Below are 14,572 nucleotides of genomic sequence, written 5' to 3'. Positions count from 1 at the left end.
TCCTCCCCGTCGATTTCTTCATTGTATACAGAGGTGGCGCCGTGTCGCGATAACGATGGAGCAGACGACCTTTTCGTATACAGGGATGGGTGCCGCGGCATGCCGTGTGCTCTCGTGGACGGCGGCGGAAGGGGGCGTCGCATTACGAACGCGAGTCAGACACCCGCTTCTCGGCGCCATCCTGAGGGGGTGTGACCGAACCGTCGGCGAAAGGCCCGCGCAAATGTTGCCGCGTCACCGAACCCGCATCGAATCGCGACGTCGACGACGGTCAGACGCGGTTCGTCACGAATCAGCGCGGCCGCGTGATCGAGTCGCCGCGTACGGATGGCGGCCGCGGGAGTGACCCTCCTGGTCGCGAACAGGTTGTAGACGTTCCGGATCGAGACGTGGTGAGCGTCGGCGAGCGCTGCGACGTCGAGGTCTGGAGATTCGAAGTTGGCCTCGATGAACCGCATCATCCGCTCGTAGTCCGACGTTCGCACGGCTCCGGTACGCCACGATACGAGCGAGTTCAGGAGCGAGCTGACGAGGTCGACGGCGAGGTCGCCGCTGGCGCTCGCCATGTCGGCGGATTGACGGGGTTCTTGTTTCCAGAGGGCGCGCATGTACGCCCGGACGAGCACCGATTGGGGGTGATCGTCGGGCATCGGCGTCGCGGAGAGCCGCGCGATCGTCTGATCGTCGATGCCCAGTCGGCATCGACTCACGCGCAGCGTCAGCTGACGCTGGTTTCCCGCGGAGTGGTCGAACGAGTACGCCCGTGACGGGTCGAACAGAGCGATCGATCCGGGCGTCAGATGAACGTCGCGTCCGTACTGCGTGAGGACACCCGACGACCTGCGCTGCAGCACGAGAAACACGTCTTCATGGGGGTCCGCCGCCGCCGACTTCTCGGATCGCTCAACGATCAGCCCGGTCGTCGACAGATCGTGCAGAGAGACGTCGTCGTTCATGACGGTCTGCTCGAACCTCGCTCGGAACCGCTCTTCGGTAGGCCTGAAGGCGAGTGCAACGATGCGCTGGCTGGCGACCTGGTGCCAGTCATCGACCGTCTTGACTCGAATCTGCTGCACCCCTCGAGCATCCTGGGCGGCTGTTTCACGGTGATGTCGCGAATGTCCCGGTCATGTGTCCGTGAGTCCTCCCCGGAACCGGGTCGCATCGATCGGTGCAGATCGTGTCGCATCCGGTGCAGAAAACGTCATCCGTGCATGAGATATCGCTCCCTAGCGTGATGTGCGCGCCGCTCGTCAGCGAGGGGCGCCAACCCGATAACTCCCCTCGAATGAGGGATCAACACAGCGGAGAACCATGGACAAGACGAAGTCTCAGCACAGACGCATGCGAATCGCGGTCGGTCTCGTCGGATGCAGCAGCCTGGTAGTTCTTGCCGGGTGCACGGCGACCGAGCCGGCCGACTCTGCGATGTCGGCTGAGGAGGTCGCGACTTACATCACGACCGAACCCACGATCGTCGAGATCCAGGCCGCGCTCGAGGAGGGCGAACTGACGAGCGAGCAACTCGTCGGTGCCTATCTCGACCGGATCGAGGCGTACGACGACGAGGGCCCCGCCCTCAACGCGATGGTTTACGTGAACTCCGACGCGCTCGACACGGCGGCGGAGCTCGACGAGGAACGCAGCAAGTCCGGTTCGCGCGGACCGTTGTTCGGTATCCCGGTCATCCTGAAGGACAACATCAACACCTCCGACATGCCGACGAGCGTCGGGTCGGCCGCGCTCGGCGGGGCCACTCCCGACAACGACGCCTTCGTCGTCGAGCAGCTGAGGGATGCCGGGGCGATCATCCTCGGTAAGGCGAACCTGCAGGAGTTCGCCTACGGATTCGCGACCGTGAGCTCCTTCGGCGGTCAGACGCTCAACCCCTACGACCTGACCAAGAACCCGTCGGGCTCCAGCGGAGGAAGCGCGGTCGCCGTCGCGGCGAACTTCGCACCGCTCGCCTTCGGCACCGATACCGGCGGCTCCATTCGCGTGCCCGCATCGGCGACCTCGGGCGTCGGCATCAGGCCCACGAAGGGTCTGATCGGCCGCTCCGGGATCGCGCCGGTCTCGACGAGCCTCGACACTGTCGGCCCGATGGCGACCTCGGTGAGCGATATCGCGGTCGCCCTCGACCTCCTCGGCGGCGTCGACGACCCGGACGACGCGGTTGCCCTCGGAGCAGACGCGCCGCGGCCCGACTCGTACCTCGACGCCCTCGACCCGGAGGCCCTCGATGGCGCGCACATCGTCGTACTGGACAGCGCCTTCGGCGATTCGCCGGCCGCCCAGGAGATCAACGACGTCATGACCCGGATGGAAGCTGACCTCGTAGACGCGGGCGCGGTCGTGTCGCACCTCTCGTCGCTGGAGTTCACGTCACAATCTGCGATGCAGAACGACTGGGAGATGGAGGAGGCCTTCGACAAGTACCTGAAGGACTTCGGGCCCGCTCACGAGGGCCTGACCTTCGCGGAGATGACCCGCAACGGTGGCATCGTCACGGATGTGAGCGCCTCTCTCGCACCGCTCGTCGGCGGCCCCGATACGACCGATCCGTCCTACGACGTGGAGGTCGTACAGCCCGCGGCCGCGTTCAGCGAGGCATTCGCCGCCTTCATGGAGGAGAACGACATCGACGCGCTTCTCTACCCGAGCTCCAAGGAGGCGGCCTCGGCCCTCGGCGTCTCGAACTGGGGAGCCGTCAACGCCTTCCTCGCTTCCTCCGCTGGCGCACCGGCGATCAGCTTCCCGGCCGGCTTCACGAGCGCAGGCCTCCCTGTTGGCGCAGAGTTGGTCGGCAAGCAGTTCGATGAGGCGACGCTCCTCGGCCTCGCCTACGCGTACGAAGCGGCTCACCCCCAGCGGCAGCGCCCCAGCACGACGCCGTAGTGCGCAAACGGGTTCCCGGCGACTCGCGGACGGTCGAGTCGCCGGGAACCCGTTCCGTTGCGGGGACCGGCGCCATCCGCGCGGATGCGCAATAGGCGCGTCCCTCTCCGGGTGCGAGCGCCGAACCCGACGGCATCCACCGCTACTTCTTCTTCACCTGCCCCGAGATGGTGCTCATCACCATCGTGTCCGCGAGCGTGGTGGTGTCGCCAACGTCTCGGCCCTCCGCGACGTCGCGCAGCAGACGCCGCATGATCTTGCCGGAGCGGGTCTTGGGCAGCTCGCCGACGATGTAGACGTCGCGGGGGCGCGCGATGGGACCGATCTGCTCGCCCACCCACTTTCGCAGCTCGTCGCCGAGCCCGTCGACGCCGTTCTTCTTCAGATAGCGGCTCTTGATGATCACGAATGCGACGACCGCTTGACCGGTCGTCTCATCCGCCGCGCCGACGACGGCGGACTCGGCCACGCCCTCGTGTCCGACGAGGGCCGACTCGATCTCGGCGGTCGAGAGGCGGTGGCCCGAGACGTTCATGACGTCGTCGACGCGGCCGAGCAGCCACACGTCGCCGTCGTCGTCGAGGCGGGCGCCGTCGCCGGCGAAGTAGTAGCCCTTGTCGGCGAACTTCTGCCAGTAGGTCTCGACGAAGCGGTCGGGGTCGCCCCAGATGCCGCGCAGCATCGACGGCCATGGCTCGGTGATGACGAGCAGTCCACCGTTGCCGTGGCCCACGTGTTCGCCGGCGTCGTCGACGACGTCGATGGAGATGCCCGGGAGCGGCACCTGTGCGGAGCCGGGCTTCGTCTCGGTGACGCCGGGGAGGGCCGAGATCATGATCGCGCCGGTCTCGGTCTGCCACCACGTGTCGACGATCGGGGCGCGGTCGCCGCCGATGATGTCGCGGTACCAGACCCACGCCTCGGGGTTGATGGGTTCGCCGACCGATCCGAGGAGCCGCAGCGACGACAGATCGAAGCTCTGCGGCACGTCGCGGCCGATCTTCATGAACGATCGGATCGCGGTGGGCGCGGTGTAGAAGATGGTCACGCCGTGGTTCTGGATGAGTTCCCACCAGCGACCCGGGTGCGGGGTGTCGGGGGTGCCCTCGAAGAGCAGCTGCGTTGCGCCGTTGGCGAGCGGACCGTAGGCGACGTAGGTGTGGCCGGTGATCCATCCGATATCGGCGGTGCACCAGTACACGTCGGTGTCGGGGTGCACGTCGTGCACCACACGGTTGGTGAACGCCGCCTGCGTCAGGTACCCGCCCGAGGTGTGGAGGATTCCCTTCGGCTTCCCGGTGGTGCCCGAGGTGTAGAGGATGAACAGGGGGTTCTCGGCGGGGAAGGCCTCGGCCTCGTGGTCGGCCGAGGCCTGCGGCACCACGTCGTGCCACCAGATGTCGCGGTCGTCGGTCCATTGCACGTCGTTCTCGCCGCGCTTGACGACGAGTACGTGCTCGACGGTGTCTTGGATGCCGGACCCGTTGCGGTCAGCGAGGGCTTGGTCGACCGCGGGCTTGAGGGGCGAGACCTTGCCCTTGCGCCAGCCACCATCGGCGGTGATGACGAGCTTCGCTCCGGCGTCGTCGATGCGCGCGCGGAGGCTGTCGGCAGAGAACCCGCCGAAGACGACCGAGTGCACGGCTCCGATGCGGGCGACGGCAAGCATCGAGGCGATGGCCTCGGGGATCATGGGGAGGTAGATCGCGACCCGGTCGCCGCGCTCGACACCGAGGTCGAGGAGCACGTTCGATAGGCGCTTGACCTCGTCGGTGAGTTCGGCATACGTGACGTTGCGCTGGTCGCCGGGCTCGCCCTCCCAGCGCAGAGCGATGCGGTCGCCGTTGCCGGCCTCGACGTGGCGGTCGAGGCAGTTGTAGGCGACGTTGAGCTCGCCGTCGGCGAACCACTCGGCGAAGGGCGGGTTCGACCAGTCCAGCACCTGAGTGAAGGGGGTGTGCCAGTGCAGCTCGCGGGCCTGGTCGGCCCAGAACCCCTCGCGATCGGCGGACGCACGTTCGTACAGGCTCGCGTCGGCGACGGCGTTCCCGGTGAACTCCGCCGAGGGGGCGAAACGGCGGGTCTCGTTGAGGAGATGATCGATCTGGCTGCTCATCGTGGCGCTCCTTCGCGTTCGAATGCACGGCGCGTCCTCGCGCCACCGTCACGCTATCTAGGGGGTGGAGGCAGCGGCCACCTCCGATAGTTGGCATCGGTTCCGAGCGACCCACCTGATATATCGCTCTCTTATCGAGGTAATCGAGTTGGTTGCGGCCCCTGAACTGCGTAACCTTATGGACGCCCGAACATCGCTTCGGGCAGCGCGCCGGGGGGAGCCCCCCAATTTTTCTCCGGCGCGTGGCGGCATCCCTCGCCCCCCACTGACGGGATGCCGCCTTCTCTCTTTCTCGGGTGGCTCCGCGACGTCGCGGGCTTGACCCCTCCTCCCCACCGCGCCGAGCGGCGGTGTTCCCCACGAAACGGCAGAATCGCGCCGCGCCGACGGGGGCAATCTCCGTACCGTCATCGACGTGACCACCCCCCTTCGCCTTCTTCCCCGGGAACCCGTTTCCGCGCCACGTTCCTCGACGTCGTCCGTGCCGTCGGCATGGACGGACCCGGCACTGGCATTTCTTCGGCCGTTTCTCGAAGACCCCGAGGTGAGCGATCTCTTCATCAACGGGGAAGACGGGCTGTTCGTTGACCGCGGTCACGGCGCAGAGCGGATGGCGTCGTGGTGGGCGAACGAGGCGGAGGTACGGCGACTCGCGGTGCGCCTCATTGCGCTGGGTGGGCGCCATCTCGACGATGCTGCGCCGTGCGTTGACGTTCGCATCGAGCGGGGCGTGCGGGTTCATGCGGTCCTCGCCCCGATCGCCGTCCGCGGTACGACGATCTCGATCCGCGTTCCCCGGTGGGACGCACCGGATCTTGACGCTCTCTCGGCGTCCGGCATGTTCTCCGACCACGGGCGTCGGCGGGTGGAGGCGTTGGTCGACGAACGCTCGAACGTCCTGATCACCGGGGCGACCGGCGCGGGAAAGACCACTCTTCTGGCGGCGATGCTCTCACGCGTGCCGGCCGCCGAGCGGATCGTCACGATCGAAGAGGTCGCCGAGCTTCGCCCGCGGCACCCTCACCACGTCGCGCTCGAGGCGCGTCAGGCGAACCTCGAAGGAGCTGGTGGGGTGGGGCTTGCCCGTCTCGTGCGCGAAGCGCTAAGGATGCGACCTGACCGGCTTGTGCTGGGGGAGTGCCGCGGTGACGAAATCCGCGAGCTCCTACTCGCCCTGAACACCGGGCACGACGGGGGCGCCGGCACGCTCCACGCCCGGGGGCTCGCCGAGGTGCCGGCACGCCTGGAGGCATTGGGAGCGCTGGCGGGCATGGATGCCATGGCGGTGGGGCGACAGGCCGTGAGCGCGTTGCAGGCGGTCGTGCACGTCGAGCGGGTGGCGGGACGACGACGCGTCGTCGGAATCGGTCGGCTGACGCTGGACGACGACCGGCTCGCGATCGAGGGGGAACGGTGGGACTGATCGTCCGGGCGAGGCCCGAGCCGGATGCCGGCGCGATCGGGACCACGATGCGACTGGCGGTGCTGCTGTCTGCCGGGGTGGCAGCGGTGCCTGCCTGGCGGCATCTCGCCCGCGACGGCGACCCTTTCCTGGCGAGTGTGGCCGCGACTGCCGAGGTCGGCGGTGATCTCGTCGCTGTGCTCCGCGGCGGCGGCGGCGTCTGGCTCGACGTGGCCTCGGTCTGGGCCGTCGCCACGTCTGTCGGAGCGCCCCTCGCCGACACGCTGCGTTCGGCGGTGGCGGCCCTGCGCGATGCCGCAGAGGTGAGGGCGGAGGTGACTGTGGCGCTCACCGAGCCCACGGCAACGGGGCGGCTGCTGAGCTGGCTCCCGCTCGTGGGTCTCCCTCTCGGTTTCCTCCTCGGGATCGATACGTTCTCGGTCCTTGTCAGCGACCCTCTCGGGCTGTTCTGCACGTTTGCCGGTCTGGCGCTCGTCGGCCTCGCCCGGTTCTGGGTCGGGCGGTTGGCCCGTCAGGCGGCCCCGCCCGCCGGCATCCCCGGGTGGGATGCCGAATTGCTCGCCGTCGCGCTGTCGTCGGGCGCCTCGATCGACCGGGCTCGAGCGCTCGTCGCCGCTCACCGCTCGGGCGCTCGGGGCGAATCCGATGCGGAGGTCGAGGCGACGCTCGACCTCTCGGTCCGAGCCGGCGCACCCGCCGTGGAACTGCTCCGCGGAGAGGCGTGGCTCGCGCGACAGCGGGCGCGCACACGGGGCCGCGAGGCTGCTGCCCGCCTGTCGACACGCCTGCTGTTGCCCCTCGGCATCTGCACTCTGCCGGCCTTCCTCCTCCTCGCGGTTATCCCCGCGGTGCTGGGGGTGCTGCGCTCCAGCGTTCTCCCGTTCTGACGCCCCGCGTCGTCCCATGATCTGTGCCCACCTCCCCGCCACCTCCGAATCACGAAGGAATTCCATGTTCGTCGTCCGCTTCTCGCCGTTCTCCGCTCGCCCCCTCGGCCCCCGGACGGAGATCCCGGTGCTCCCCCCTCTCACGACGCGTCGTGCCGGCGCACTCTTCCTCGACGATCGCGGTGCCGCCACCGCCGAGTACGCCATCGCGACGATGGCGGCTGTCGCCTTTGCGGGTCTCCTGGTCGTCATCATGCGCAGCGATGAGGTGCGCGGCATCCTGACCGATCTCGTCCGCCGCGCCCTCACGGTGCAATGAGGCGACCTCGTCTCGACGATCGAGGGGCGGTCGCGGCGGAGTTCGCCGTGGCCCTCCCGGCGATCGTGATCGTGCTCTCCCTCGGTCTCGGGGCGTTATCGGCGGGCACCACGGCGATCCGCCTGCAGCACGCGGCCGCGGAGTCGGCCCGTCTGTTCGGCAGGGGCGACGATGCGCGTGGGCATGCGGTAATCGCCGACGTGGGCGCGACGGCGAGCATCGAGCGGGCGGATCGCCTCGTCTGCGTCCAGGCGTCGGCCCGGGCCCCGGGGCCGGTGCCCCTCGGGCCGCTCACCGCGCGATCCTGCGCGCTGGACGGGGGTGGGTGATGGCGGGGGCCGTGTCGGCTACCGGGGTGATCGCGGCGATCGCCGTCACCGCCCTGGGCCTGGCGATCGTCGCCGGCGCCGCCGCGCAGTCGGCACACCTGGCTGGGATCGCGGATGCCGCCGCCCTCGCCGCCGCCGACACCCTCAGCGGAGCGATCGCTGGCGTCCCCTGCGAGGCGGCAGCGCAGGTGGCCGATGCCGGGGGTGTGGATGTGTCTGAGTGCACCCTCGACGGTCTCGTCGCCACGGTGGGGGTCGGCAGCGCGTACGGTGGAATTCCATTCGCTGCACGCTCGCGGGCTGGACCGCCCGATGTCTCGACCGCGTATGACCTCCCGGATCCCGACCAGGAAGGCGTGTGTATGGTGTGCAACGAAGAAAGGACCCCAGTGGCAAACGGCAAGAAGCTCGTCATCGTCGAGTCCCCGACGAAGATGAAGTCGATCCAGGGATACCTCGGCGACGACTACGAGGTGCTCAGCTCGGTCGGGCACATCCGCGACCTGGCCTCCAAGAAGGAGATCCCGGCCGACAAGAAAGCGGCGTACGGCAAGTACTCCATCGACGTCGAGAACGACTTCGATCCGTACTACGTCGTCAACGACCGCAAGACCAAGACGGTCGCCGAGCTCAAGCGCGCGCTGAAGTCCGCCGACGAAGTCCTGCTCGCCACTGATGGTGACCGCGAGGGCGAAGCCATCGCGTGGCACCTGCGCGAAGTCCTCAAGCCCAAGGTGCCCGTGCGCCGCATGGTGTTCCACGAGATCACCAAAGACGCCATTCAGGACGCCGTCAACCACACCCGGGAGCTCGACGTGTCTCTCGTCGATGCGCAAGAGACCCGCCGCGTGCTCGACCGCCTCTACGGCTGGGACGTCTCGCCGGTGCTCTGGCGCAAGGTCGGGTCCGGACGCGAAGGCACCGCTCTGAGCGCCGGCCGTGTGCAGTCCGCCGCCACGCGAATGGTCGTCGAGCGCGAGCGCGAGCGCATGGCGTTCGTGTCGGCGTCGTACTGGGACGTCGAGGCCCTGGCATCCAAGTCGGGCTCCTCCTTCACCACACGCCTCAACCGCCTCGACGGCGCCCCGCTTGCCCGCGGTGGCGACTACGACGACAACGGAAAGCTCAAGAAGGCCGTCGTCGTGCTCGACGAGGCGCAGGCTCGCGCGCTCGCCGCCGACATCGTCGCCGCGGCCAAGGCCACCGTCGCCAAGGTCGAGTCCAAGCCCGGCACGCGCAGCCCCCGCGCTCCCTTCACGACCTCGACGATGCAGCAAGAGGCGGGGCGCAAGCTCTCAATGAGCGCGAAGCACGCCATGGGCGTCGCTCAGCGTCTCTACGAGAAGGGGTTCATCACCTACATGCGTACCGACTCGACTGCGTTGTCGACGCAGGCGGTCAAGGCGGCGCGCGAGCAGGCGGTCGCGCTCTACGGCGACAAGGCCGTCCCCGCCAACCCCCGCCTGTACAAGAGCAAGTCTAAGAACGCGCAGGAGGCGCACGAGGCGATCCGTCCCTCGGGCGAGCACTTCCGCACGCCCGCCTCGCTTGCCTCGTCGCTCGACCGTGACGAGCAGAAGCTGTACGACCTGATCTGGAAGCGCACCGTCGCCAGCCAGATGGCGGATGCCAAGTACGAGACCACCACGGTGACCCTCGCTGTCCAGGCGGGTGAGAGGCAGGCCGAGTTCACCGCGTCGGGCACCGTCTACACCTTCAAGGGCTTCCTCGAGGCGTACGAAGAGGGCAACGACGAGAAGCGCAACGACGACGACGCCGACCAGTCGCTGCCGGCGGTCGCCGTCGGCGACGAGCTGGCCATCAGCGACGTCGAGCCCAAGGGCCACAGCACGTCGCCCAAGCCCCGTTACACCGAAGCGAGCCTGGTCAAGGCGCTCGAAGAGAAGGGCATCGGTCGTCCGTCGACCTTCGCCAGCATCATCGGCGTGATCCTCGACCGCGGCTACGTCACGAAGCGCGGCCAGGCCCTCGTGCCCAGCTGGCTCGCCTTCAGCGTCGTGCGCCTGCTCGAGCAGCACTTCGCCGACCTCGTCGACTACGACTTCACTGCCGCGCTCGAAGACGACCTCGACGCCATCGCTCGCGGCGAGCAGCGCCGTACCGAGTGGCTCAAGGCCTTCTACTTCGGCTCCGAGAGCCAGGTGGGCCTTCGGCACATCGTCGAGAACCTCGGCGAGATCGACGCGCGCGAGCTCAACTCGACGCGCATCACCGACACCGCGACCCTTCGCTTCGGCAAGTACGGCCCGTACCTCGAAGTGACCGAGCCCGGCGCCGACCCCGAGGCCAAGCCCCGCATCGTCAACATCCCCGAAGACCTCGCGCCCGACGAACTGACGCCCGAGAAGGCGCAGGAACTCATCGAGGCTCCCGTCGCGGGTGATCGCGTTCTCGGGGAGAACCCCGACAACGGCAAGCTCGTCGTCGTGAAAGACGGCCGGTTCGGTCCTTACGTGCAAGAGGTGGAGCCCGAAGACCCCGAAGAGGTCGATCAAGCCACCGGCGAGGTCGTCGAGGCGCCCAAGAAGCGCGGCGCCAAGAAGGAGGCCGCGCCCAAGCCCCGCACGGCATCCCTCTTCCGCTCGATGTCGGTCGACACGATCGACCTCGACACCGCGCTCCAGCTGCTGTCGCTGCCGCGCGTCGTCGGTGCCGACCCCGAAACGGGGGCGGAGATCACCGCGCAGAACGGCCGGTTCGGTCCGTACCTGAAGAAGGGCACCGATTCGCGGTCGCTCGACGCGGAGCAGCAGATCTTCGACATCACGCTCGAGGAAGCGCTCGCGAAGTACGCCGAGCCCAAGTACGGCGCGCGCCGTGCCTCGAGCGCCCTCAAGGAGTTCGACGCCGACCCCGTCAGCGGCAAGCCGATCAAACTGAAGGACGGCCGGTTCGGCCCGTACGTCACCGACGGTGAGACCAACGCCACGGTGCCGCGCGGCGAAGACGCGATGGAGATCACGTTCGAGCGTGCTGTCGAGCTCATCGCCGACAAGCGTGCCAAGGGTCCCGCGCCCAAGCGCACCGCGGCGAAGAAGACGACGACCACGCGCAAGGCCCCGGCGAAGAAGTCGTGACGACCGAATCCTCCCGGCCGCCGCACGCCCCCCGCGCGGCGGCAGCCGGGGGACCCGGACTCTTCCTCACGTTCGAGGGAGGCGACGGCGCCGGCAAGACGACGCAGTCCGCGCTCCTGGAGGAGTGGCTGCGCGCCCAGGGCCGCGAGGTCGTGCGCACCCGCGAGCCGGGCGGTACCGACGTCGGCGTGCTCATCCGCGACATCGTGCTGCATCACCGCGGTCACATCGCCCCCCGCGCCGAGGCCCTGCTCTACGCCGCCGACCGGGCGCACCACATCGAGACCGTGGTCCAGCCCGCGGTCGCGCGTGGTGACATCGTGATCCAGGATCGCTACCTCGACTCCTCGGTCGCGTACCAGGGTGCGGGGCGCGTGCTCGACGCCGGCGACGTGCGCGAGCTATCGCTCTGGGCCACCGGCGGGCTGCTCCCCGACCTCACCGTGCTGCTCGACCTCGACCCGGCGTCGGCGCGGGCACGCCTCGACGCGGCCGACAAACCGTTCGACCGCCTCGAGGCCGAGAAAGCCGAGTTCCACGAGCGCGTCCGCTCCGCCTTCCTCGCGCTCGCCGCCGCGGAGCCCGAGCGTTTCCTCGTGCTGGATGCCACCGAGCCGGCGCCCGACCTGGCGACGCGCGTGCGCGAGGCCGTGGCATCCCGTCTCTCCTGAGCGGCACGACAGCCGGCCCGACACCCGCCTCGACGCTCAGCCGATCGACAGCGGCCGTGTCGGACGCCGCGATTAGGGTGGAACGCATGCCCGCCGTGTTGGACTCGCCCGCTCGTCCCACCCCGGCGCCGTTCCCGTGGGACGCCGTGTGGGGGCAGGTCGAAGCGGTCGAGACGCTGCGCGCCGCCGCGTCCGACCCGGCAGCCCTGGCCCATGCCTGGCTCATCACCGGTCCGCCCGGATCGGGGCGGTCGACGCTGGCGTACGCCTTCGCCGCGGCACTCATCGCCGACCCCGGCGACGAGGCGGCCCAGCGCCAGGTGCTCGCCCGCACGCACCCCGATCTCACCGCGCTCCGCACCGAGCAGGTCGTGATCCGCATCGATGAGGCACGGCGCCTCGTCGAGCGGGCATCGTTCGCTCCCTCACTCGGTCGCCACCGGGTGATCGTCGTCGAAGACGCCGATCGCATGGCCGAGCGCACGTCCAACGTGCTGCTGAAAGCCCTCGAAGAGCCGCCGGAGCAGACCGTGTGGGTACTGTGCGCCCCCAGCGACGCCGATCTTCTGCCCACCATCCGCTCGCGGGTCCGGGTGTTGCGGCTCCGCGAACCGTCGGTCGCCGACGTCGCGTCGCTGATCGTCGAGCGCACCGGCGTGCCCGCCGACATCGCCGAAGAATCCGCCCGTCACGCGCAGCGGCATATCGGCATGGCGCAGCGCCTGGCCACCGACGACGACGCCCGCGCTCGCCGCGCCGAGACGCTGTCGTCCGTGCTCGCGGTGCGCGGGATCAGCGATGCCGTCGAGGTCGCCGGACACATCGTGCGCCTGGCCACCGACGACGCAAAAGCGCTCACGGCCACGCGCGACGAAGAGGAGCGCCGCACGCTCCTGCGCACCCTCGGTGTGGCCGAGGGTGCCGCGGTGCCGCCGAGCGTGCGTGGTCAGCTGAACGCGCTCGAAGACGACCAGAAGCGCCGCGCGACGCGGAGCCTCCGCGACGGCATCGACCGGGTCCTCACCGACCTGCAGTCACTCTTCCGCGACGTGGTGATGCTGCAGTACGGGCGCGACGGCGACCTCGTCAACGCCGAGCGCCTCGACGACCTGCGCGTCCTCGCGACCGAATGGACCCCGGCGCGCACCCTCGGGGTGCTCGACCGCATCACCGACACACGGCGCCACCTCGAGCAGAACGCCGCACCGCTCCTCGCGCTCGAGAGTCTGCTCATCACCGTCGCGAACGGATCAGCGCCGTGAGCCTCCGCCGACGGATCGTCACCGCGGTCGCGGGCGTTGCCGCCCTCGCCGTCGCGCTCTCCGGATGCCTCTACGCACAGATCCCGCCGATGGCCCCGGGCGGCGGCGCGTCGCTCGCCCCGCAGACCGACGGAGTCTCGGCCGAGCTCCTGCCCTACTACGGGCAGACGCTGGCGTGGGAGGAGTGCGGCACGGGCCTGGATTGCACGACGGTCACGGTTCCCCGCGACTACGCCGCCCCGGGTACGGGCGACCTGCAACTCGCCGTCGTCCGCCATCGCGCGACGTCGGGCGAGCCGCTCGGTTCCCTGCTGACCAACCCCGGCGGACCCGGAGCGAGCGGTGTCTCGCTCGCGAAGCAACAGCTGTCGATCCTCGTCGACGATGCGCTGGCCGACGCCTACGACGTGATCGGGTTCGACCCGCGCGGGGTGGGGGAGTCCACGGCGGTGCACTGCTACGACGCGCCCCAGCTCGACGCTTACCTGTACGACATCCCTCCCGGAGCCCGCGGCAGCGACGAACGGCAGGCGGCACTCGATCAACGCGCGGCGGACTTCGCCCGAGCGTGCGAGGCCGGCAGCGACGGGATCCTGCCCTTCCTCACCACCGAGAACTCCGCGCGCGACATGGACGTGCTGCGGGCGGTGCTGGGTGACCCGAAACTGAACTACCTCGGTTTCTCGTACGGCACGTTCCTCGGCGCCACGTACGCGGGACTGTTCCCCGACCGAGTGGGCCGAATGGTGCTCGACGGCGGGATCGACCCGAGCACTTCGGTGAGTGACACCTCGATCGACCAGGCGGTCGGGTTCGAGAACGCCCTCCGGGCCTTCATCGCCGACTGCCTACGAACGAACGAGTGCCCTTTCGCCGGCTCTGTAGACAATGCCCTGAACGACCTGTCGGCCCTTCTCGCCCGCGTCGATGCGCGGCCCCTCACCGCGTCCGACGGTCGAAAGCTCGGGGGCGACTCGCTGATGACCGCCATCGCGTCGGCCCTGTACAGCGAAGACAGCTGGCCCTACTTGCGTTCGGCGCTGTCCGATGCGAGCAACGGGCGCGCCGACGTCGCGTTCCAACTCGCCGACTTCTACAACGGCCGCGTGGGCGGTGTCTACGAGGGCAACACGATCGAGGCCTTCACCGCCTACAACTGCATGGACTATCCCGACGACGGCAGCGATGCCGATCTCGACGCATTGCAGAAGCGGCTCGACGTCGAAGCACCGGTGATCGCCCCGTACTGGGCGGGCGGGGGAGACCCCTGCGCGTCCTGGCCTGCGCCGCCCACCGGTCTCCGGCAGCCGATCACCGCCCCCGGCTCGCCCCCGATCGTTGTGATCGGCACCACCGGAGACCCGGCGACCCCGTATGAGGGCGCCCAGCGGCTCGCTGATCAGCTCTCCCAGGGCGTGCTCGTCACCAATGTCGGCGAAGGACACCTCGGATACAACACCGGTAATGCCTGTGTCACCGACGCCGTCGATGCCTACCTCATCGATGGCACCGTGCCCGAAGAGGGTCTGCGCTGCGGATAGGGCTCGGGCGAGCGCGTCCCACCACGCG

11 protein-coding genes are annotated in these 14,572 nt (G+C 69.1%); 9 read left to right on the top strand and 2 right to left on the bottom strand.

Going from position 1 to position 14,572, the window contains the following annotated elements; all coding sequences use genetic code 11:
* Positions 1-155 precede the first annotated feature (155 nt).
* On the bottom strand, positions 156-1,076 hold the full coding sequence (locus ACU6WY_RS10715; RefSeq protein WP_483819643.1) for a helix-turn-helix domain-containing protein: 921 nt from the start codon (positions 1,074-1,076) through the stop codon (positions 156-158).
* Positions 1,077-1,344: 268 nt separating this feature from the next.
* Here ACU6WY_RS10715 and ACU6WY_RS10710 point away from each other — a divergent pair, with 268 nt between their 5' ends.
* On the top strand, positions 1,345-2,898 hold the full coding sequence (locus tag ACU6WY_RS10710) for an amidase (RefSeq protein WP_483819642.1): 1,554 nt from the start codon (positions 1,345-1,347) through the stop codon (positions 2,896-2,898).
* A 142-nt stretch (positions 2,899-3,040) separates the two neighbouring features.
* On the opposite strand, the gene acs is transcribed toward ACU6WY_RS10710, so the two are convergent.
* The gene (acs, locus tag ACU6WY_RS10705) at positions 3,041-5,014 is read right to left on the bottom strand and encodes an acetate--CoA ligase (protein WP_483819641.1); all 1,974 of its coding nucleotides are present in this window, start codon (positions 5,012-5,014) and stop codon (positions 3,041-3,043) included.
* A gap of 544 nt (positions 5,015-5,558) precedes the next feature.
* Here acs and ACU6WY_RS10700 point away from each other — a divergent pair.
* The 8 genes from ACU6WY_RS10700 to ACU6WY_RS10665 all read left to right on the top strand — a co-directional run bounded on the left by ACU6WY_RS10700 (position 5,559) and on the right by ACU6WY_RS10665 (position 14,544).
* Positions 5,559-6,437 carry a TadA family conjugal transfer-associated ATPase gene (locus tag ACU6WY_RS10700; protein ID WP_483819640.1) on the top strand — a complete coding sequence of 293 codons (879 nt, stop codon included), beginning with the start codon at positions 5,559-5,561 and terminating at the stop codon, positions 6,435-6,437.
* A complete protein-coding gene (locus ACU6WY_RS10695) occupies positions 6,428-7,324 on the top strand; it encodes a pilus assembly protein TadB (RefSeq protein ID WP_483819639.1) in 897 nt (298 codons plus the stop codon). Before ACU6WY_RS10700 ends, ACU6WY_RS10695 begins: the two co-directional genes overlap by 10 nt.
* A 121-nt stretch (positions 7,325-7,445) precedes the next feature.
* Positions 7,446-7,643: a DUF4244 domain-containing protein gene (locus ACU6WY_RS10690; protein WP_483821904.1), complete on the top strand. Its 198-nt coding sequence runs from the start codon at positions 7,446-7,448 to the stop codon at positions 7,641-7,643.
* Complete coding sequence (locus ACU6WY_RS10685) at positions 7,640-7,972, top strand: TadE family type IV pilus minor pilin (RefSeq protein WP_483819638.1); 333 nt, start codon at positions 7,640-7,642, stop codon at positions 7,970-7,972. The genes ACU6WY_RS10690 and ACU6WY_RS10685 overlap by 4 nt, the downstream gene beginning before the upstream one ends.
* A 389-nt stretch (positions 7,973-8,361) precedes the next feature.
* Positions 8,362-11,070 (top strand): type I DNA topoisomerase, encoded by a 2,709-nt coding sequence (gene topA, locus ACU6WY_RS10680; RefSeq protein ID WP_483821903.1) that lies wholly within the window; start codon positions 8,362-8,364, stop codon positions 11,068-11,070.
* The gene (gene tmk, locus ACU6WY_RS10675; RefSeq protein WP_483819637.1) at positions 11,067-11,741 is read left to right on the top strand and encodes a dTMP kinase; all 675 of its coding nucleotides are present in this window, start codon (positions 11,067-11,069) and stop codon (positions 11,739-11,741) included. Before topA ends, tmk begins: the two co-directional genes overlap by 4 nt.
* A gap of 86 nt (positions 11,742-11,827) precedes the next feature.
* Positions 11,828-13,003: a DNA polymerase III subunit delta' gene (locus tag ACU6WY_RS10670; protein WP_483819636.1), complete on the top strand. Its 1,176-nt coding sequence runs from the start codon at positions 11,828-11,830 to the stop codon at positions 13,001-13,003.
* Positions 13,000-14,544 (top strand): alpha/beta hydrolase, encoded by a 1,545-nt coding sequence (locus tag ACU6WY_RS10665; protein WP_483819635.1) that lies wholly within the window; start codon positions 13,000-13,002, stop codon positions 14,542-14,544. Before ACU6WY_RS10670 ends, ACU6WY_RS10665 begins: the two co-directional genes overlap by 4 nt.
* Positions 14,545-14,572: the final 28 nt, after the last annotated feature.

The sequence above is a fragment of the Microbacterium sp. ZW3a genome, assembly GCF_057167165.1.
Note: the sequence above shows the minus strand (reverse complement) of the source record. Positions and strands in the feature narration are given on the sequence as shown.